17 protein-coding genes are annotated in these 18,081 nt (G+C 71.4%); 9 read left to right on the top strand and 8 right to left on the bottom strand.

Annotated elements, in window-relative coordinates; translation table 11 throughout:
- Nucleotides 1-174: 174 nt before the first annotated feature.
- From ACE4Q9_RS29180 to ACE4Q9_RS29155, 6 genes are read left to right on the top strand one after another with little or no spacing between them, the layout of a single operon-like run.
- Nucleotides 175-1,578 carry a class I adenylate-forming enzyme family protein gene (locus ACE4Q9_RS29180; protein WP_397987496.1) on the top strand — a complete coding sequence of 468 codons (1,404 nt, stop codon included), beginning with the start codon at nt 175-177 and terminating at the stop codon, nt 1,576-1,578.
- Nucleotides 1,575-1,811 (top strand): acyl carrier protein, encoded by a 237-nt coding sequence (locus ACE4Q9_RS29175; protein ID WP_397987495.1) that lies wholly within the window; start codon nt 1,575-1,577, stop codon nt 1,809-1,811. The genes ACE4Q9_RS29180 and ACE4Q9_RS29175 overlap by 4 nt, the downstream gene beginning before the upstream one ends.
- Nucleotides 1,812-1,858: 47 nt before the next feature.
- Entirely contained in the window at nt 1,859-2,059 is a 201-nt protein-coding gene (locus ACE4Q9_RS29170; protein WP_397988250.1) for an MbtH family protein, read from the top strand.
- A 9-nt stretch (nt 2,060-2,068) separates the two neighbouring features.
- The gene (locus tag ACE4Q9_RS29165) at nt 2,069-2,632 is read left to right on the top strand and encodes a hypothetical protein (RefSeq protein ID WP_397987494.1); all 564 of its coding nucleotides are present in this window, start codon (nt 2,069-2,071) and stop codon (nt 2,630-2,632) included.
- A complete protein-coding gene (locus tag ACE4Q9_RS29160; protein ID WP_397987493.1) occupies nt 2,629-3,264 on the top strand; it encodes a DUF6875 domain-containing protein in 636 nt (211 codons plus the stop codon). The genes ACE4Q9_RS29165 and ACE4Q9_RS29160 overlap by 4 nt, the downstream gene beginning before the upstream one ends.
- Nucleotides 3,248-3,538 (top strand): hypothetical protein, encoded by a 291-nt coding sequence (locus ACE4Q9_RS29155; RefSeq protein WP_397987492.1) that lies wholly within the window; start codon nt 3,248-3,250, stop codon nt 3,536-3,538. Before ACE4Q9_RS29160 ends, ACE4Q9_RS29155 begins: the two co-directional genes overlap by 17 nt.
- 114 nt (nt 3,539-3,652) lie before the next feature.
- Here the strand turns inward: ACE4Q9_RS29155 and ACE4Q9_RS29150 are convergent, their stop codons facing one another.
- Both ACE4Q9_RS29150 and ACE4Q9_RS29145 read right to left on the bottom strand, forming a co-directional pair.
- Nucleotides 3,653-4,696 (bottom strand): DUF2599 domain-containing protein, encoded by a 1,044-nt coding sequence (locus ACE4Q9_RS29150; protein WP_397987491.1) that lies wholly within the window; start codon nt 4,694-4,696, stop codon nt 3,653-3,655.
- 200 nt (nt 4,697-4,896) lie between these two features.
- On the bottom strand, nt 4,897-6,795 hold the full coding sequence (locus tag ACE4Q9_RS29145) for a trypsin-like serine protease (RefSeq protein WP_397987490.1): 1,899 nt from the start codon (nt 6,793-6,795) through the stop codon (nt 4,897-4,899).
- Nucleotides 6,796-7,062: 267 nt separating this feature from the next.
- Here ACE4Q9_RS29145 and ACE4Q9_RS29140 point away from each other — a divergent pair, with 267 nt between their 5' ends.
- A complete protein-coding gene (locus tag ACE4Q9_RS29140; RefSeq protein WP_397987489.1) occupies nt 7,063-7,899 on the top strand; it encodes a hypothetical protein in 837 nt (278 codons plus the stop codon).
- On the opposite strand, the gene ACE4Q9_RS29135 is transcribed toward ACE4Q9_RS29140, so the two are convergent.
- Nucleotides 7,884-8,348 carry a GNAT family N-acetyltransferase gene (locus ACE4Q9_RS29135; protein WP_397987488.1) on the bottom strand — a complete coding sequence of 155 codons (465 nt, stop codon included), beginning with the start codon at nt 8,346-8,348 and terminating at the stop codon, nt 7,884-7,886. The genes ACE4Q9_RS29140 and ACE4Q9_RS29135 overlap by 16 nt on opposite strands.
- A gap of 424 nt (nt 8,349-8,772) precedes the next feature.
- Between ACE4Q9_RS29135 and ACE4Q9_RS29130 the strand changes: the two genes are divergently transcribed.
- Nucleotides 8,773-9,066, top strand: coding sequence for a hypothetical protein (locus ACE4Q9_RS29130; RefSeq protein WP_397987487.1), 294 nt, complete (start codon nt 8,773-8,775; stop codon nt 9,064-9,066).
- A gap of 99 nt (nt 9,067-9,165) precedes the next feature.
- Here ACE4Q9_RS29130 and ACE4Q9_RS29125 read toward each other — a convergent pair whose 3' ends face one another.
- Nucleotides 9,166-10,383, bottom strand: coding sequence for an MFS transporter (locus tag ACE4Q9_RS29125; RefSeq protein ID WP_397987486.1), 1,218 nt, complete (start codon nt 10,381-10,383; stop codon nt 9,166-9,168).
- Between the two features lie 46 nt (nt 10,384-10,429).
- On the opposite strand from ACE4Q9_RS29125, the gene ACE4Q9_RS29120 reads away from it, so the two are divergent.
- On the top strand, nt 10,430-11,845 hold the full coding sequence (locus ACE4Q9_RS29120) for a PLP-dependent aminotransferase family protein (protein ID WP_397987485.1): 1,416 nt from the start codon (nt 10,430-10,432) through the stop codon (nt 11,843-11,845).
- A gap of 63 nt (nt 11,846-11,908) precedes the next feature.
- Here the strand turns inward: ACE4Q9_RS29120 and pabB are convergent, their stop codons facing one another.
- From pabB to dnaK, 4 genes are all read right to left on the bottom strand, one after another.
- Nucleotides 11,909-13,996 (bottom strand): aminodeoxychorismate synthase component I, encoded by a 2,088-nt coding sequence (gene pabB, locus ACE4Q9_RS29115; RefSeq protein ID WP_397987484.1) that lies wholly within the window; start codon nt 13,994-13,996, stop codon nt 11,909-11,911.
- 264 nt (nt 13,997-14,260) lie between these two features.
- Entirely contained in the window at nt 14,261-15,505 is a 1,245-nt protein-coding gene (locus ACE4Q9_RS29110; RefSeq protein ID WP_397987483.1) for an MFS transporter, read from the bottom strand.
- Between the two features lie 215 nt (nt 15,506-15,720).
- Nucleotides 15,721-16,185, bottom strand: a complete 465-nt coding sequence (gene grpE / locus ACE4Q9_RS29105) for a nucleotide exchange factor GrpE (protein WP_397987482.1) — start codon at nt 16,183-16,185, stop codon at nt 15,721-15,723.
- A gap of 2 nt (nt 16,186-16,187) precedes the next feature.
- Nucleotides 16,188-18,068 (bottom strand): molecular chaperone DnaK, encoded by a 1,881-nt coding sequence (dnaK, locus tag ACE4Q9_RS29100; protein ID WP_397987481.1) that lies wholly within the window; start codon nt 18,066-18,068, stop codon nt 16,188-16,190.
- Nucleotides 18,069-18,081: the final 13 nt, after the last annotated feature.

The raw sequence follows: 18,081 nt of genomic DNA, 5'->3' as shown, positions 1-18,081 counted from the left end.
CTCACAGGCGGCGCCCTGTCGGTGCGGCGGCCGGCGTCAGGGCCCCCGCGTCGCCCGCGGGGCGGCCCGCCTTGATCGACGGCTCTTGCCCGTCGTTTATCGACGGTGTTAGCTTCAATTTCCACAAATGCCGATCGCACGTTTCCCGAGGCTGTTTCACAAAAGGAAACCCGTATGGCAAGAACGCAGTGGGTGAGTCATCTGCTGAACCGCGGCGCGGACGACGACCCGTGGGCCGTGTCAAGCGCTTCGGTCACCCGGGGACAGTTACGCAGTGCGGTGGCCGAGTTCGCGGAGCGTTTCCGGAACCAGGGAATCGGCGAAGGGAGCTCGGTTCTCCTGAGGATGACGCCGAGTTTCACGTACATCCAGGTGCTGTTGGCCCTGTGGAGCCGCGGGGCGCAGGTGGTCCTGGTCGACTTCCGGCTGAAGCCGGCCGAGTACGCACCGCTGGTACAGCAGGTGCGTCCGCAGTACCTCGTCGCCGCGGACGACGCCGGAGGGCCGGTGGCCGGATTCCGTCAGGAGTCGGACTTCACGGTCCAGCAGCTGCCGGACGGCCGGCCCGCCGTCGACGGCATACGACTGGTGCAGTTCAGTTCGGGCTCGTCCGGCCGGCCCAAGGTGATCGGCCGACCCGCCGGCTCCGTGCTGGCCGAGATCGACCGGCACGCCGCCCTCCCCGGAATCCCCGGCGCGGACGACCGAATGATGCTGCTGAACTCGGTCATGCACAACATGGGCCTAGTCAGCGGCGTGCTGCACGCCCTCGCGTCCGGGGCGACACTGATCATCCCGCCGACGCTGCGCCCGGCCGAGGTCGTACGGCTCATGGCGGCCACCGGGACGACCGCCGTCTACGGGACGCCCGTTCACTACGACCTGCTGTCCCGCGTCGCCGACCGGCCCCGGCTGCCCGCATTGCGCCTCGCGGTGTCCGGCGGCGAGCGGGTGCCGCAGGAGACGTACGAGAACTTCCGCGCGCGCTTCGGCCTGCCGATCAGCCCGGTCTACGGACTGACCGAGATCGGACTGATCGCGGGTGACCTGTCCGGCACGTCCGTCCCTCCGCAGCTGGGGCTCCCCGTTCCGGGGGCCGAGGTCAAGGTCGTCGACGAGGAGCTGTATGTGCGGATGGACCGCTCGCCGTACCTGTACGGCGAGCACTCCGACCGCTACACGGACGGCTGGCTGCGGACCTTCGACCGGGTCCGGCAGGACCCCGCGACCGGGGTGCTCAGCATGCTCGGGCGGGCCGACTCGCTGGCCGTGATCGGCGGACTGAAGGTCGACCTCACGGAAGTGGAGAACGTCCTCCTGGCCCACGACCGGGTGACGGAGGCCGTCGTGACGCACCAAGAGGTCATCGAGGCGTTCGTGAGCGCCGACCCCGCCGTCGACGCGGACGAGCTGACGGTCTGGTGCCGGGAGCGGCTGAGCCCTGTCAAGATCCCCAAGCGGTTCCACATCACGCGGCTGCTGCCGCGGAACTCCATGGGGAAGCTGATCCGCGACCGTGCGCTGATGCACGGCCGCGTCCTGTCGGAATCGCCCTCGCGGGCGCAGGGGGACCGATGATCTCGAAAGACGACCTCAGGGCGATATTGATCGAGAACGCGGGACTCGGGCCGCCCGAGGAACTGACCGACGACGCCGAACTGGTGATCGACTCCTTCACGCTGGTGGTCCTTCAGCACGTCCTGGAGGAGCGGCACGGCGTGGTCATCGAGCCGCACTTCGACGACATGGCCCAGTTCACCTCGATCGACGGCATCCACGCTTACGTGACCAGGGTCGCGCAGGAGCATTGACCGGCACACTCGGCCCCCCATCCGACGGCATTGCGCAGGGAGCGATGATGAGCAACCCCTTCGAGAACCCCGACGGCACCTTCCTGGTGCTCGTCAACGACGAGGGCCAGCACTCGCTGTGGCCCTCGTTCGCCGAGGTGCCCGCGGGCTGGACCGTCGTGTTCGGCCAGAGCGACCGCCAGACCTGCCTCGCCTACGTCGAAGAGCACTGGACCGACATGCGCCCGCTGAGCCTCGTGCGCCGATAGGAGACCTCGATGGACGACGCCGCATTCCAGCAGCTGCTGTTACGGGAGGAGGACCTCGAGGAGTCGTTCTTCGGCGAGGAGCCGAGCGCCGCCTACGATCCCGTCTACGTCTCCGGCGACGAGTCGGGGCGGGTCATCGTCGACCTGACCAACATGCTCACGCACGGCACGCATCCCGAGACGGTGCACCACGCCTCCGCGCTGTTCACGAACGTGGTGGGATCGGTGGTGTTCCACCATGTCGCCGAGTTCGGCCACGGGACCTGCCGGCAGATCTACCAGGAGCTCTTCGACGCGGTGCACGCCTGCGCGCAGTACCGGATGGAACTCAACGACGGCGTGCAACTGGACATCTCAAGGGTGGATCTGGGCCCTGTCGAGCTGGGAGACGGCGGTTTTCTCGTGCGGTGGCTGTCCACCGTCGACCACTTCCGCATCGAGACCGCCTGGGTGATCGTCGCCAAGGACGACATTCTCACCTTCGTCAACGCCCGTGTCCCGGATGAGTCGGAGATCCAGCGGCTCGCACGTGTCGCCGTCGACCGCGTCGCCGAACTGACCGGTGCGTCATGACGTCCACGGCGTCCCTGGTCGACTTCGCGTCCACGCTGGAGACCGTCGAGGAATGGCTGACCGAGTACATCTCAGCGAGCCATCCCGAGATCGGCCGCACGGGGCCCATCTGTCCCTTCGTGGCCCCCTCGCGCAAGAACCGGACGATGGAAATCCGCCTGCGGTTGGCCGGTCACGCGCCGACCCTCGACCTCGTCGAGGAGATCGCCCTCAGCAGCCTGCGGGAGTACGAGCTGACGACCTGGCAGGGCCGCAATCCCATGCTGCGGGCCATGGTGGTCGCCCTTCCCGACCTGCGCAGCGAGGACACCGTACTGCTCGACCAGGCCCATGCCCGGGTGAAGGACGCCTTCGTGGCACAGGGGCTCATGATCGGCCAGTTTCACGAGAACTGCGAGGTGACGGCCGCCCGCAACCCCCGCTTCGCGGTGAGCAAGGCACCCTTGCCCCTGTTCGCCATCCGTGCCATCGCCCTGCACGACGTCTTCTTCCTGTCCGAGCGACCGCAGTGGTTCCAGCAGTACCGGGAGCGGTTCGGCAAGTTCTTCGGACCGGGGTCCACCGTGATGGACCCGCTCCTGGTGGAGCGCTACCAGGAGGCCGAGCAGGCTTACGGTGATCCGCCGCCTTAGGTGCCGGCGACCCGCTGAAGCGACCAGCTGGTTCGCCCTCGCGGATCCGGCCGGCGCGACCTCTCTGACGATCACCGTCTCCGCGCTGCCGTCGGCGGATCTCGCCGGTGTGGTGCAGGCCGAGGGCTTGCGCCAGGTGCTCACCTACCGCTGCGACGTGCGCGAGTGGTCCACGGACGTGGCCGCGTGGATGACGGAGGTATGCGCGGACTCCATCCGGGCGGTGACGGGACTTTCGGGCCCGGTACTCATCACGGTCTCTTCCGCGATCTGAGCGCCGGACCCGCACGCGGCGCGTCTCGCTCGGGGGGATGTACGGCTCCCTGTCCGCGCCGTCGATCCGCTCGTGCGGGAACTTGCCCAACCGATGCCCGGCGTGCCGGCCTGCCTATGAGTCCGTGTCCCAGTTGCACTTGGAGGCGAGCATCTTCTTGAGCTTCGCGTCGTTGTCGCCGGTGAGTTCGGGGCGCCAGGTTTCCAGGTCCCAGGTGGGGCCGCCGAAGTGGCCGCCGCTGGTGTTGGGGTAGGAGAACTCCGCGTGGCACATCAGTTGCTGGAAGGTCGAGTTCAGTTCCGTCTGGGTGGCGCCGGGGAACACGCGGGTGTTGGACCACACCTGCCGCCAGTCCTCATTGAGGTCGCTGGCGGCGTCGTCGGTCCCCGAGACGGTCTTGAAGGCGGCGGGGGTCGGGGTGACGTGGACGGACGTCAGGCGGCTGTCGCTCCAGTTGACGTAGACCTCGGTCTTGGTCACCCACTTGGTGTTGGTCGTGCCGCCGTAGCCGATGCACGCTGTCTGGCATGACTCGAAGGCGTCGGACTGACCGCCGCTCCACAAGAGGTACTTGCCCGACTGGAAGTCCTGCCGTACGCCGTTGTTGTCATCGACGTTGCCGCCGACGTGTCCGGCGTCGTACTCGTCGCTCGTGGGATAGCCGTACGACCCCGCTTCGTACCCGTACTGCCCCCACCACCAGCCGATGTTGCCGTGCACCGCGTGCGCTCCGGTGCTGGGCGACCAGTAGACCGTGGCGTTCTGGAACTGCTGGCGGACGCCGATCCCGTCGGGGTTCTTCAGCTCGTCGGTGAGCGGGTATCCCATGTAGCCGCCCTCCCAGCCGTGCTGCGCCCACTCCTGGCCGATGAGACCCCACACGGCGTGCGCCCCGGTGCCGGGGCTCCAGTAGATCGAGCCGTTCTCGAAGACCTGACGGCGGCCGACGCCGTCGGGGAGGCCGAGTTCGTCACTGGTGGGGCAGCCGAGGGACTGCTGCATCCCGGGTGTCTGGGTGTACTCGGTCCAGATGGCGCCGTCGACCGAGTGGGTGCCGCAGAAGGTTTCCGCGGATGCCGGAGTGGAATGGACGCCCACCAGCAGGAAGGCGCAGGCGGCGAATGTGGCGAGGAGCCGTGAAACGGCCGTTCCGTTCATGGACAGCAGTATCGGGGACGTGGATGGGGCGGACTGCGGGAGAAATCGCCAGAGTTCGGGACACCGCGGCAGCGCCACGGCCGGCCTCACCTGTCACGGAAGTCACGGGGGCCGTCGTGCGACGCAGGCCCCGCCAGGGCGTGCCTGGCGGGGCCTGTGTCGTACACACGCTGCTGTTGACGCCGTTGTGGTGCCGTTGCTCAGGAGGTCGAGGCGACGAGCACGTGTTCGGTGCCCAGGGTGTTGGCCGGGGTGTCGGTGTACAGGGTGGTCTCGCCGTCGGAGCGGCGGATGACGAGGTCGTCGGTGCGGCCGTTCTCGGTGAAGTCGCCGGTGGTCATGGTGGCGACCTGGGCCCAGCGCCCGTTGGGGTTCTGGATGCGCCGCTCGGCGCCGAGGCCTGACGTGCCGGTGCCGGCGTAGTTGTCGAGTTCGCCGTCGGTCCAGCGGACCATGAGGTCCCATTTCTGGCTGCCGGAGAACTCACCACTGGTGAGCAAAGTGGCGTTCTTCCACGTGCCGTTGGGCGCCTTGAGCTTGTGCTGCTGTCCGAAGGTGCCGGCACCGACGTTGGTGTAGAGGGTGAGGCTGCCGTCGGCCCAGCGCACGATCAGGTCGGTGACGTAGCGCGAGCCGCCGAAGCGGCCGGCGCTGATCTGGGTCGCGTTCTTCCAGGTGGCGTTGGGTTTGATCATCCGGGTGCCGGCCCATTTCAGCCCCTTGGTGCCGACGTCGCCGTACAGCGTGACCTCGCCGTCCGTCCAGCGGACCAGCAGGTCGAACCGATCGGTGCCGGTGAAGTCGCCCGCGGTGATGGCCTTGGCGTTCTTCCAGGTGCTGTTGGGGGGCAGGAGCTGCCGCTCGGCGTCGTAACCGCCGTGCCCGTTGCCGGGGTAGAGCGAGACCTCGCCGTCGGTCCAGACCACGAGCAAGTCGCTGTGGCCGGTGCCGCGGAAATCACCGGAGGCCGTCAGCCGGGCGTTCTTCCACGTGCTCGCCGGTCCGGGCAGCCGAGGGTCCGTCGTCCCCGTGTAGGGCGGCTTCTGGCCCAACTGCTGGTGCGTGGCCGCCTGTTGGAACAGATCCTCGGCGTCCTTGCCATAGACCGGGGCGTACGTCACCCAGTCGTCGTTGGCGTCGTTGCCGCCGCCGTTGTATCCGCCGGTGCTGCCGATGACGTTGCCCTTGCCCGTGGCGCTGTCGTAGCCCTCGATCCACGGGCCGCCGGAGACGCCGCCGTAGAACCCCTTGCAGGTCATCCGCAGCTGCCGGAATCCGGGCAGCTGGGAGGTGCTGACGGGGCAGCGGATCGGCGTGTGGCCGGGGTTGACACTGCCGGAGCCGGGATAGCCGATGACGGTGACCTTGTGGCGGTAGCCGCTGGTGGGGGTGAAGGTGAGGGCGCCCGTGACATCCTCGACCTTGCCGTGGTTGTTGGCGTCGACCTGCGCGAAGGCCAGGTCGAGGTCGGAGGCCGCCGACTTGGTGTTCGCCGTGTAGCGGGGGTCCGTGTAGACCTGGAGGACCGGGAACACGCCGAACGGCTGCTGGGCGGCGGCCTTGCCACTGCGGTACTGCGGGACGAAGACGCGGTGCGTGGCCTTGCTCAGGCCGATGCCGCAGTGTCCGGCGGTCAGCACGATGTCCTTGGCGGCCGTGTGCACCACACTGCCCGTGCAGTAGGTGTTGCCGCCGAGCGGCTTGCCGTCGAAGAAGAAGGTGCCGATCATCGGGTGGCCGCCGAAGTGCTGGGGCTGGGGCGTGCCGGGCGGCGGTGAGGCGTGGCCGGCGGCGCCCTGCGCGCGGGCGCCGCGCCGGGGAGCGGCCGGACCCGAGGGGGCGCCGAACGGGACCGCGTCGGCCATGCGGCCCGCCGTCCAGTACTTCTCCTCGGCACCGAGATCCGGGGTGTTCGAGGGGGCGGCGGCCGATGACGCCGAGGGTGCGGGTGCGTGCGCGGCCTGGAGTGCGGGCGGGTGCGGCTCCGACGCCGCGGGGAGAGCCGTGCCGGGGGCCGCGGACGCCGGCACGGCGCCGGGTATGCCCGCGCACAGTCCGAGCGTGAGCGCCGGAACCCATCTGTACCTGGAACGCAACACGGTTTCTTTCCGTCTTGGAGGAAGCCGAACGGTACGCGCTACCCGAAGACCAAGGTCGCACACATGTTCGGCGCTAGGAAGATCAGCATATCGAGCGGCGGGTGACGCCGTCTGACACCGCGTGGAAAGACAGACAGGGCACAGGCGATGGACGGTCTCCGCAAGAGCGCGTGGGTGGCGCTCCCTCTCCTCTTGCCCCTGCTGGCGGCCGGACCGGCTTCGGCATCGCCGTCATCGCCGCCGCTCACTTACAACGGTGTCAGGTCGGTGCGGCCCGGTGACACGCTGACGGTGGAGGCCCGGCACGGCGAGGCCGCGTACGGCGACACCCTGCACTCGTCCGCGTTCGTCGCGACGGGCAGGCTGCGCATGATGGACCCGCTCCTGACCGCCACCGTCACCATCGCCTGTGACACCCGGCCCGGCACCTACCCGGTCGTGCGGCGCGGTGCCGGAGACGTGGGCCCGGACGAACACCCCTTGCGCTGGGCGCGGGTGCGCGTCCAGCCGGCCGACGAGGCCGCGCGCCGGGCCTGTCGCGACAAGGTGAAGCGGCTGCCCGCGCCCGACCTGGAGGAGCGCTGGGCTCCGGGCGACACCTGGCCCCAGTCGGAATGGGACGTGCGGACCTTCCGGGCCGGCAGCCGGATCACCATCACCGACAACGACGACGAGGGAGCGGACGGGGACATCAGCCTCACCTCCCGCGCGTTCGCCGACCGCCCCGTCCTGCGCGGCGCCCGAGCCGTCCTGACCGCCACCACCACCCTCAGGTGCGGGACGGCGCCCGGCCTGTACGTCGTCTACCGGCACGACGCCGGGCAGAGCGGTCCGGGCAAGCCGTGGGCGCGCCTGCGCGTCGCCCCCGCCGCAACCGCCAAAACCGGCGCCTCCGCCGCACCCACCGCAGCCGGCAGTGCCTGCCCCACCGATCAGGCGGCAGCCCGCCCCACCGGGGCATCCCGCACCGGCGTGGTGGCCTGGATCGCGGGCGGCGTCTTCCTCGCCGCCGCGGCGGGCACGGCGGGCCTCCGGTGGGTCCGAAATCGACGTGTCACGCGTGGAGTTGGGCGAGACGGTGCGGTGACTCAGCGAGGGGCGTAGGCCACGCGCTCGAAGGGCCATGCGCGGGCCAGCCAGTCGCTGACGACGCGGCGGAGGCCGGCGTCGAGGAAGGCGTGGTCGGCGCGGACCCAGGAGCGGACGTCGATGACGCCGGGGTCCCGACGTGAGCCGTATATGTAGACGCAGCCGATGACATCGTCGCCGGGCACCGACAGGACGGTGTAGGTGAAGCCGACGCGGCGGTCGAAGTCCTCGGCGTGCCGCCGCAGGTCGTCGAGGTTGGCCGCCAGGGGCATCCCCTCCGCAGGGGGCCAGGAGCCGTCGGCGAAGTCGGCGCCGGCCCGGATGTGGGCGATGCTGGAGGTCCAGGCGGCGTGATCGGCGGCGTTGTGCCGGGGACCGAGGGGTTCCAGGCGGAAACGGTCGGTGGCGGGCGGATCCGGTACGACGAAATCGGCGGCCACGAGGGGCTGGGCGGGTGAGGTCACCGCGGGAGGCTACCCCCGGACCCCTGCCGGCCTCCCGCGAATATCGGCGCGGGGCGGCTTCGGCGGGCTGTTCGCGGGCCTTCGTCGCCGCGGGGAGCGACCGACCGGCGCCCGCGCCCGGCGCCGCGGGGAGCGACCGACGGCCGTCCGCCCGTCAATGCGAGGAGCAGCCGACCAACATCCGCCCGTCAATGCGAGGAGCAGCCGACCGGCGTCCGCGCCAACTCCCGCCAAGGGTCGCGAAGTTGACCGCCCGGACGTGCTCGCCTTCTCCTGGTGATGTGTGGGTAAGGGGCGCTCGCGGCTGGACTCCCGTGCCGCTTCCGGTTTTCCGGTGATTCGGGCTCCGGGCGGCGTGAGGTTGTGCACCATGGGTCCCCGCGGGCGGGGTGCGGCGCCCGCGCGCGCTCAGTGGAGCCCGGCAATGTCCGATACACGCGACCGCTCGCTGACGGGTCCGACCCATATCCGCGTCGTTCTCGAACGAGTGCGCCGACATGCGGGCATCCGGCACGAGCTCCTGGCGCACCGGACCGGCGTCGGCGTCGACTTCCTCGTCGGCGCCCGCTTCCCGCCCCGCCGCTTCATCCTCCGGTACGCCCGCGCCTGCGGCGCCGACGCGCAGAACCTGCTGAAGGTCTGGGAGGACGAACAGGCGCGGCTCTCGGCGGAACCGGATCGCAGGAGCGGGGAACACCCGCCTTCCGGGCGTCCCTGAGCGCGGCCGGAAGCCGCGCACGGGGGCCGCCCCGGAGCCGGGGCGCACGCCCCGGACACCGGCCCCCGACGCGTACCACCCCTTCGACGAGCGCCGCCGTCAAGCCGCCCGCCCCTCCGCCGCCCGCTCCCGTGCGCCCGGCCGGTCCCGCCAGGCCATGGGCAGGGCGAGGACGATGAGAACGGCGGTGCACACGAACCCCCAGGGGTAGCCGACCTGTTGGGCGAGGAGGCCGAAGCAGACGGCACCGACGCCCATCCCGGCGTCGTAGGCGATGTTCCACAGGGCGCTGACGGTGCCGTAGCCGGAGGCGGGGACGCGGGAGTACATCAGGGTGATCGTGGAGTTCTGGGCGATGCCGAAGCCGACGCCGAACACGGCGACGCCGGCGACGACCGCGACGGCGCTGTGGGTGGCCGCCGTGACGAACATGCCCGCGGCGGACACCGCGAGCGCCGGGAACACCAGCCGGGCCGAGCCCTTGCGGTCGCCCAGGCGGCCGGCCACCAGGCGGGCCACGGCCGCCCCGGCCGGTTGCACGAACAGGGCCACCGCCACCAGCCCCGCGGACGCCGAGGGCACGGCGAGCGGCAGGAAGGTCACCACGATCCCGGCGGCCAGCGCCGTGACCGCGAACAGGACGGCGGGCCGGGATATCGCGGGGTCGCGGACGCCGTCGAGGAGGCCGATCCGCCGCCCGGCGATGTACTCCTTCTCCGGCAGTGCGGGTATCGACAGGATCGGGGCCAGCGCACACACACCGGCGGCCACCCCGACCGGCGCGTATCCCACCTCGGAGACCAGCCAGACGCCGAGCGGCAGCCCCAGCAGCGAGGGTACGCCCGAGACGACGCCGACCAACGCCAGCCCCTCGCCCCGGCGTTCGGAGGGGATGAAGGACGCGGTCAGCGCTCCGCCCGCGACGACGGTGAGGGCGAAACCCGCGCCGCGCAGCAGACAGACCACCGTGATCCAGGCGACGCCGGAGAACAGCGTCAGCGCCAGCGAGGGCACGCCCATCAGCAGCAGGCCCGCGCCCAGGGTGGCCCGCTGGCCGAAGCGTTCGATGAAGCGGGGCGAGACGATCTCACCGGCGACCGTGGCCAGCATCAGGGCGCCCGTGCTCGCCCCCGCGCCGTCGCCGCCGGCCCCCGAGTGCTTGGCGTAGAGCGGGACGACCGACAGCAGCAGGTAGAAGCTCGCCGACGCGCCGAACACGCTCACGAAGCGCAGCAGCAGCGGACGCGACACCAGCGGGGGCCGGTCCCGGGGCCCGGTCGTGGGCGACGCCGGATTCCGCGGATCAGTGGTGGTCATGGACGCACCCTAGGAAGCGATCAGCTCACCGGTAAGCTCCAATTCCATGTCTTCCGAGTGGTCCAATGCGGCCTCGGACCTGCTCCTGCCGATCGACCGTGACAGCGGCGAGCCCCTGCGGTCCCAGTTGGAGCGCCAGGTGCGCGAGGCGATCCGCACCGGCCGGCTGCGGGTGGGCGAACGGCTGCCGCCCTCGCGGGAACTCGCGGGCGCGCTCGGCCTGTCCAGGGGACTGGTCCAGGACGCCTACGCCCAACTGCTGGCCGAGGGCTACCTGGTGGCGCGGGTCGGGTCCGGCACGCGGGTGGCCGCCGGTGCCTGCCCGCCCGCCGTACCGCCGGTGCCCCGACGGCCCGCCGGGCAGCCGCCGCTGCTGGCCGATTTCCGGTGGGGCGTACCGGACTTGGGGGCGTTCCCGATGTCGGACTGGCTGTGGGCGATGCGGGAGGCGGCGCGCCGGATGCCGGTGGCGGAGCTGGACTACGGCGATCCACGGGGCAGCGCGGTGCTGCGCGAGGTGGTCGCCGGATACGCGCGCCGGATACGCGCGGCGGCGGCCGACCCGGAACACACCGTGATCTGCTCGGGGTACGCCCAGGGCCTGACCCTGACCCTGGCCGCGCTCGCCCGCGCCGGGGTGCGCCGGGTCGCCTACGAGGATCCCGGCTCGCCCGTCTCCGTCCGGGCGGCGGCGGCCGCGGCGGGGCTGGCGGCGGTGCCCGTGCCGGTGGACGAACAGGGCATCGATGTTGACGAGTTGACGGCGTCCGGTGCGCGGGCGGTCGTGGTCACTCCGGCGCACCAGTGGCCGACCGGGGTGGTGCTCGGGCCCGAGCGGCGGCTGGCCCTGATCGCGTGGGCGGCCGCGCACGACGCGGTGGTGATCGAGGACGACTACGACGCCGAGTTCCGCTACGACCGGGAGCCGGTCGGCGCGCTCCAGGGGCTCGCCGCCGACCGGGTCGTCTCCATCAGCACGGTCAGCAAGTCCCTGGCACCGGCGCTGCGCATCGGCTGGCTGCTGTGCCCGCCGGCGCTCGCGGACACCCTGGTGTCGGTCAAGCGCGTCAGCGACCGCGGCTCCCCCGTCCTCGACCAGCTGGCCCTCGCCCGGCTGATCGAGTCGGGCCGCTTCGACCGGCATCTGCGCCGGATGCGCGGCGCCTACGCGGCCCGCCGCACCGCGCTGGTGGCCGCGCTCGCCGAACACGCGCCCGGCGTCGCCGTGACGGGTCTCGCCGCCGGGTTCCACGCGGTGGCCCATCTGCGGGAGACGGCGGACGAACGGGCCCTGGTGGCAGCGGCCCGCGCCCGCTCGGTCGGCCTGTACGGGATGAGCACCTGCCGGACCTCGCGGGCACCGGCCCCGCCCCGGCTCGTGCTCGGCTTCGGCAACGTCGGGGAACGCGCGGTCACCGCGGGGATCGCCGCGGTCGGCGACCTGCTGCGGGAGCAGGGGTAATCGAGGGGGCGGACGCCCGGCGGCGCGTCCGCGTCGCCGGGCCACCGGCAGTCTGCTCGCCGTCTACTTCCGGCACGCCGGGGTGAGGGCGCGGCGCGGCTGGGGGCGGCTCAGGGCGAGTGCCGTCGCCATCGCGCGGGCCTTCACCATGGTCTCGGCGAACTCCTCCACCGGGTCGGACAGGGCGACGACGGCACCGCCGACGCCGTAGCCGACGCAGCCGGGCGTGGCCACGATGGTGCGGTTGACGACGCTGAGTTCGCAGCCGCCGCCGAGGGAGAACCAGCCGATCGCGCCCGAGTAGACGCCGCGCGGGCCCTGTTCGAGGCGGTCGATGATCTCCATGGTGCGCAGTTTGGGCGCGCCGGTCATGGAGCCGGGCGGAAAGGCCGCCCGTACGCAGTCGACCGCCGAACGCCCCTCGCGCAGGGCGCCGCGGACGGTGGAGACGAGATGGTGGAGCTGGGGGAAGGTCTCCGCTGCGCACAGCACCGGTACGTGGACCGAGCCGGGCCGGCAGACGACGCCCAAGTCGTTGCGGACGAGGTCCACGATCATCAGGTTCTCGGCCCGGTCCTTCTCGCTGTCCAGCAGGGAGTCCCTCAGCCGCGCGTCCTCGGCATCGGTGGCGCCGCGCGGCCGGGTGCCCTTGATCGGCTTCGAGGTGACGGCTCCGCCGGGGCCGACGGCCAGGAACTGTTCCGGGGACGCGCTGAGCACGGCCACGCCGGGAAAGTCGAGCAGTGCCCCGTAGGGGACCGGGCTGACGCGTCTGAGGGCGGAGTAGGTGGTCAGCGGATCGACATCGGTCTCGGCGACCGCCATGTTGGACAGGCAGATCTCGTACGACTCCCCCTGGCGCAGCTCCTCCAGGCACTCGCCGACCATGCGGAGGTAGGCGTCCCTGCTGTGCCGCAGCTCGACCGGTACTGGAGGTGCTTCCGGCGCCTCGACTTCCGGCGGGCACACGGGAGTTCGGGGCAGTGCGCACAGGCGTGCGCCGGCCGACTCCAGCCAGGCGGCGACCTCCGGGTCGTCCTGGTGCCGGCTGAGCCGGAGCAGGTAGCAGGTGTGCTCGGCGTGGTCGATCACCAGAGCCCGGTCGGCGAAGACCAGCGCCGCGTCCGGGGTTTCGGCGGTGTGCGTGGTCAACGCCCCGAGGTCCGCCTTGAGTTCGTAGCCGAGGTAGCCGACGTAGCCGAGCCGGAACCCGAAGGGCAGGTCGGTGCCGCCCTCGACGCGGCGCGCGGCCAGCTCGGAGTCGAGGTATTCCAGGAAGGTGCCCCGGACCCGCCGCCCGCCCGGCTCCACCCGGACGACCTGTTCCGCCGCCCGGTAGGTGACGTACTCGCCGAGCGGCCCGGCGCCGTCGCCCATGAGGGAGAAGCGCCCCTGCCGCGGCGCGCTGCCGCTGTCCAGCCAGAAGCTGTGCCGGGCGGCGGCGAAGAGTTCCTCGTAGGCGGCCTCCGGGTCCGGCGCCCAGGGCAGACGGCGGACATGCAGCCGGTACGGCGGCTCGTCGTCCGGCGCCGGGGCGGGCGCGCGGCGGTGCCAGGCGTGCGTGAGGTCGCGGAAGTTGGCGAGCAGCTCGTGGCCGTACTCCGTGCTGATGGACTCCGGGTGGAACTGGACACCCCACAGCGGTCTGGTGCGATGCCGGACGCCCATCAGGACGCCGTCCTCGGACCAGGCGAGCGCCTCCAGTTCCGCGGGCAGCCCGGTGACGGCGAGCGAGTGGTAGCGCACCACGGCGAACGGCGAGGGCAGTCCGGCGAAGAGGTCGCGGCCGGTGTGGGTGACGAGGGAGAGGCGGCCGTGCCGCGGCTCGGGCGCGTGCCGTACCTCGGCGCCCAGCAGTTGGCAGATGCCCTGGTGGCCCAGGCACACCCCGAGGAGCGGCAGGTCCCACTCCAGGATCGCCCGGCTGCCGATGCCGAAGTCCTGGTGCCGTTCCGGGCGGCCGGGGCCGGGGGAGATCACCACGTTGTCGAAGTCCCGCGGGTCGAGCGCGGACCAGTCGGCGTCGTTGCGGACGACCACCGGTTCGCGTCCGTTCACCTCGGTCAGCAGCTGATGGAGGTTGTAGGTGAAGGAGTCGTAGTTGTCGATGAGGAGCGTGCGCGTCGGCCGTGCCGGTCCCCGAGCGCTCATCGTCCGGGCGGCGCCGTGCCCCGTTCGGGGAGCGCCGTCGGGCAGCGGTCCGCGGCGGTCACTCGTCGGCAACGGCGCACCGGGCATGAGGGGTCTCCGTCCTTCAAGGGCGATTCGGCGCAGCAAGATTACGCATCCACAGGGCACTTGGCGGAAGATTTTCCGGCAGTGAGGGCGATCACTCCGGAGGATCTGCGCGGTCGTACCTCTGCCGTGGGCGGGCTGGTCCGTCCCGGGGGCCGGCTCGGGGGACGCCGACGAGCGTTACGAGGACTGCCGCCCGAGTTCCGCCGTGGTCTCGGGCAGGGCCGGGGCCTCGGGTGCGGACACGCCGGCGCGGAGGCGGCCGAGGCCGGCGGCCGCGGTCAGCAGGGCCAGGGTGGCGGCGCCGACCGGGAGCAGATAGCCGTTCCCGGCGTCGAAGCGCTCCACCGACCAGCCGGCGAGCACGCTGCCGAGGGAGGAGCCGCCGAGGAGACTGGTCACGGCCAGGGTCATGCCCTCGTTGAGCTGGGCACGCGGGATCAGCTCCTGGACCAGCCCCATGCCGGTGATCATGGTCGGTGAGGTGGCCGTGCCGGCGATGAACATCAGCGGGACGAGCGACCACAGGCCGTCGGCGAGGGTCAGCGGGAGCATCAGTAGGGCCATGCCGCCGACACCCGTCAGGAAGCGCCCGGTGCTGGAGCCGCGCGGGGTGAGCGTCCCGAAGACCAGGCCCGCGAGCGCGGAGCCGACCGCCTGGAGGGCCAGGATCGGACCGGCCGAGGATCTGTGGTGCAGGAAATCGGTGAAGGCGATCGTGACCACTTCGAGGGAGCCGAACAGGGCGCCGGTGAAGAGGAAGACGAGCATCATCACCTGGAGGCCCCGGTTGGTGAGCGGGGTCCGCGAGTGCGCGGGTTCGGCGGGCTGGACCGGGGGTTCGGTGCCGCGCTGGAGGGAGAAGAGGACCGTGCCGGCCAGGGTCAGGACCAGCGGTGCCACCCGGCCCGCCTCGGGGGCGACACCGGTGGCCAGGCCCACCACGACGAGGGGGCCGAGGACGAAGCACATCTCGTCCAGGACCTGTTCGAAGGAGTTGGCCACATGCATGCGTTCGTCGTCGGCGCAGTAGATCTCGGCCCAGCGGGCGCGGGCCATGCCGCCGACGTTCGGCGCGGTGGCAGACAGGACGTTGGTGACGAACAGGGTCCAGGTCGGCGCGTGGGCGGCGAGGCAGAGGACCAGGGCCGCCGACATGGCCGCCGACCAGATGGCCGCGGGGACGGCCGTACGGGACTGGCCGTAGCGGTCCACCAGCCGACCGAGGAGCGGGATGGTGATCAGGGTGGCGGCGAGCGAGGAGCCGCCCACGGCGCCGGCCAGCGCGTAGGAGTGGCGCATCGAGGCGACCATCACCACGGTGCCGACGCCGGACATCGACAGGGCGAGCCGGGCCAGGAATCCGGTGGCGGTGAAGCCGACGCTCCCCTCGGCGGAGAACAATCTGCGGTACGGGGCGAGCATGTCCCTCCAGGGCGGCGCCGCGGTCACCGGGTGCGCGAAGGGGCTCGGCTCGCGGCACCCTCATCCTCAGGGCCCCGCTCGGAGGCCGGAGTTGAGGATAGTGCCTCCTCGGGCACGAGCCACCGGCGCGCCGGTCCGCCTGGCGGCACGCGGGCAGGACGGCGGCGAGGAACGGCCCCCTGCCAGCGGGCCGGAGGCCGTGATCGGCGCCGGGATCAGCTCGGTGGCGGGCCGGTCACCTCCACGGTGGCCGGGCGCAGCAGGTGCGGGCCCGCGCGGTAGCCGGGGCGCAGGATCCTGGTGCAGGCCAACTCGTCCGCGTCCGGGGCGACATGATGGATCAGGGCCTCGTGCCGATCGGGGTCGAACGGCTCGCCCTCCTGCCCGAAGGACTCCAGGCCCAGGGCGCCGAGTTGGGTGCGCAGGGTGTCGGCGATGTCCGCGAGGGCGGGCGTCAGGGGCTCGTGGGCGCAGGCGCGCTCGACGGCGTCCACGACGGGCAGGAGGGTGCGCAGGATGTTCGCGGCGGCGATCTCCCGTACGGCCATCCGGTCCCTGTGCACCCGCTTGCGGTAGTTGTCGTACTCCGCCTTCACCCGCTGGAGGTCGGCCGTGCGCTCCTGGACCAGGCACCGCAGCCGCGCGGGGTCCACCGCCTCGGGGAGCCGGCCCTCGTCCATGGTCAGCCCGCCTCCGGCCGGTCGTCGTCGACGATCTCCGCGTCCACCACCTCGTCGTCCTGAGGGGCGGACCCGCCGGACGCCGCTCCCCCGGAGCCGGCCGTGCCCGCGGCCTGTTCGCCCTGGGTGCCCGACTGCTCGTACAGCGCGGAGCCGATCTTCTGGGCGGACCGGGCCACTTGCTCGGTGGCCTGGCGGAGGGCGGCGGTGTCCGTGTTCTCGTCCTTGAGCTTCGCCTTCAGCTCGGTGAGCGCGGCCTCCGTCTCGTGCCGCGCCTCGGCGGGGATCCGTTCGGGGTTGTCGCTGATCAGCCTCTCGGTCTGGTAGACGAGCTGTTCGGCCTGGTTGCGGGTCTCGGCGGCCTCGCGGCGCTGCCGGTCCTCCTCGGCGTGCTGCTCGGCCTCGTGGACCATGCGGTCGATGTCGTTCTTCGGCAGCGCGGAGCCGCCGGTGACGGTCATCTTCTGTTCCCTGCCGGTGCCGAGGTCCTTGGCGGACACATGCATGATCCCGTTGGCGTCGATGTCGAAGGCGACCTCGATCTGCGGGACGCCGCGCGGCGCGGGCGGCAGGCCGGTCAGCTCGAACATGCCGAGCTTCTTGTTGTAGGCCGCGATCTCGCGCTCGCCCTGGAAGACCTGGATGGACACCGAGGGCTGGTTGTCCTCTGCGGTGGTGAAGATCTCCGAACGGCGGGTGGGGATCGTGGTGTTGCGCTCGATCAGCTTGGTCATGATGCCGCCCTTGGTCTCGATGCCGAGGGACAGCGGGGTGACGTCGAGCAGCAGGACGTCCTTGACCTCGCCCTTGAGGACACCGGCCTGGAGCGAGGCGCCGATGGCGACGACCTCGTCCGGGTTGACGCCCTTGTGCGGCTCCTTGCCGGTCAGCTCCTTCACCAGGCCGGTCACGGCGGGCATCCGGGTCGAGCCGCCCACCAGCACCACATGGTCGATGTCGGACACCTTGATCCCGGCATCCTTGATGGCGTTGTGGAACGGCGCCTTGCAGCGGTCCAGCAGGTCCGCGGTCAGCTGCTCGAACTGGGCGCGCGTCATCTTCTCGTCCAGGTGCAGCGGGCCCTCCGCGGAGGCGGTGATGTAGGGGAGGTTGATCGTGGTCTCCGAGGAGCTGGACAGCTCGATCTTCGCCTTCTCGGCCGCCTCCCGCAGCCGCTGCACGGCCATCTTGTCCTTGCCCAGGTCGATGCCGTAGTTGTTCTTGAACTGCTGCACCAGGTGGTCCACGACGCGCTGGTCCCAGTCGTCGCCGCCCAGATGGGTGTCGCCGTTGGTGGCCTTGACCTCGATGACGCCGTCGCCCATCTCCAGCAGGGACACGTCGAAGGTGCCGCCGCCCAGGTCGAAGACGAGGACCGTCTGGTCGTTCTCCTTGTCCAGGCCGTACGCGAGCGCGGCGGCGGTCGGCTCGTTGATGATCCGCATGACGTTCAGGCCGGCGATCTCCCCGGCCTCCTTCGTCGCCTGCCGCTGGGAGTCGTCGAAGTAGGCCGGGACGGTGATCACCGCGTCCGTGACGTCCTCGCCGAGGTACGCCTCCGCGTCCCGCTTCAGCTTCTGGAGCACCCGCGCGGAGATCTCCTGGGCGGTGTAGCGCTTGCCGTCGATGTCGCCCTGGTCGGGGAAGCGCCAGGAGTGGTCGCCCATGTACCGCTTGACCGAGCGCGCGGTGCGCTCCACGTTGGTCACGGCCTGCCGCTTGGCGACCTCGCCGACCAGCACCTCGCCGTTCTTGGCGAACGCCACGACCGACGGAGTGGTCCGCGCGCCCTCCGTGTTGGTGATGACGGTGGGTTCGCCGCCCTCCAGGACCGAGACCACCGAGTTCGTCGTCCCGAGGTCGATTCCGACCGAACGCGCCATGGTGAATCCTCCC

It is taken from the genome of Streptomyces sp. AM6-12 (assembly GCF_044327085.1).
GTDB lineage: Bacteria > Actinomycetota > Actinomycetes > Streptomycetales > Streptomycetaceae > Streptomyces.
The sequence above is the reverse complement of the archived record's forward strand: the minus strand, read 5'-3'. Positions and strand labels throughout refer to the sequence as shown.

Excerpts from the sequence above, each read along its gene's own strand:
- ACE4Q9_RS29120 (WP_397987485.1), top strand. The coding sequence starts at position 10,430 with ATGTCTTCCGAGTGGTCCAATGCGGCCTCGGACCTGCTCCTGCCGATC.
- ACE4Q9_RS29130 (WP_397987487.1), top strand. The coding sequence starts at position 8,773 with ATGTCCGATACACGCGACCGCTCGCTGACGGGTCCGACCCATATCCGC.
- ACE4Q9_RS29110 (WP_397987483.1), bottom strand. The coding sequence starts at position 15,505 with ATGCTCGCCCCGTACCGCAGATTGTTCTCCGCCGAGGGGAGCGTCGGC.
- ACE4Q9_RS29180 (WP_397987496.1), top strand. The coding sequence starts at position 175 with ATGGCAAGAACGCAGTGGGTGAGTCATCTGCTGAACCGCGGCGCGGAC.
- ACE4Q9_RS29165 (WP_397987494.1), top strand. The coding sequence starts at position 2,069 with ATGGACGACGCCGCATTCCAGCAGCTGCTGTTACGGGAGGAGGACCTC.
- grpE (WP_397987482.1), bottom strand. The coding sequence starts at position 16,185 with ATGGACGAGGGCCGGCTCCCCGAGGCGGTGGACCCCGCGCGGCTGCGG.
- ACE4Q9_RS29125 (WP_397987486.1), bottom strand. The coding sequence starts at position 10,383 with ATGACCACCACTGATCCGCGGAATCCGGCGTCGCCCACGACCGGGCCC.
- ACE4Q9_RS29175 (WP_397987495.1), top strand. The coding sequence starts at position 1,575 with ATGATCTCGAAAGACGACCTCAGGGCGATATTGATCGAGAACGCGGGA.
- ACE4Q9_RS29150 (WP_397987491.1), bottom strand. The coding sequence starts at position 4,696 with ATGAACGGAACGGCCGTTTCACGGCTCCTCGCCACATTCGCCGCCTGC.
- ACE4Q9_RS29170 (WP_397988250.1), top strand. The coding sequence starts at position 1,859 with ATGAGCAACCCCTTCGAGAACCCCGACGGCACCTTCCTGGTGCTCGTC.
- ACE4Q9_RS29160 (WP_397987493.1), top strand. The coding sequence starts at position 2,629 with ATGACGTCCACGGCGTCCCTGGTCGACTTCGCGTCCACGCTGGAGACC.
- pabB (WP_397987484.1), bottom strand. The coding sequence starts at position 13,996 with ATGAGCGCTCGGGGACCGGCACGGCCGACGCGCACGCTCCTCATCGAC.
- dnaK (WP_397987481.1), bottom strand. The coding sequence starts at position 18,068 with ATGGCGCGTTCGGTCGGAATCGACCTCGGGACGACGAACTCGGTGGTC.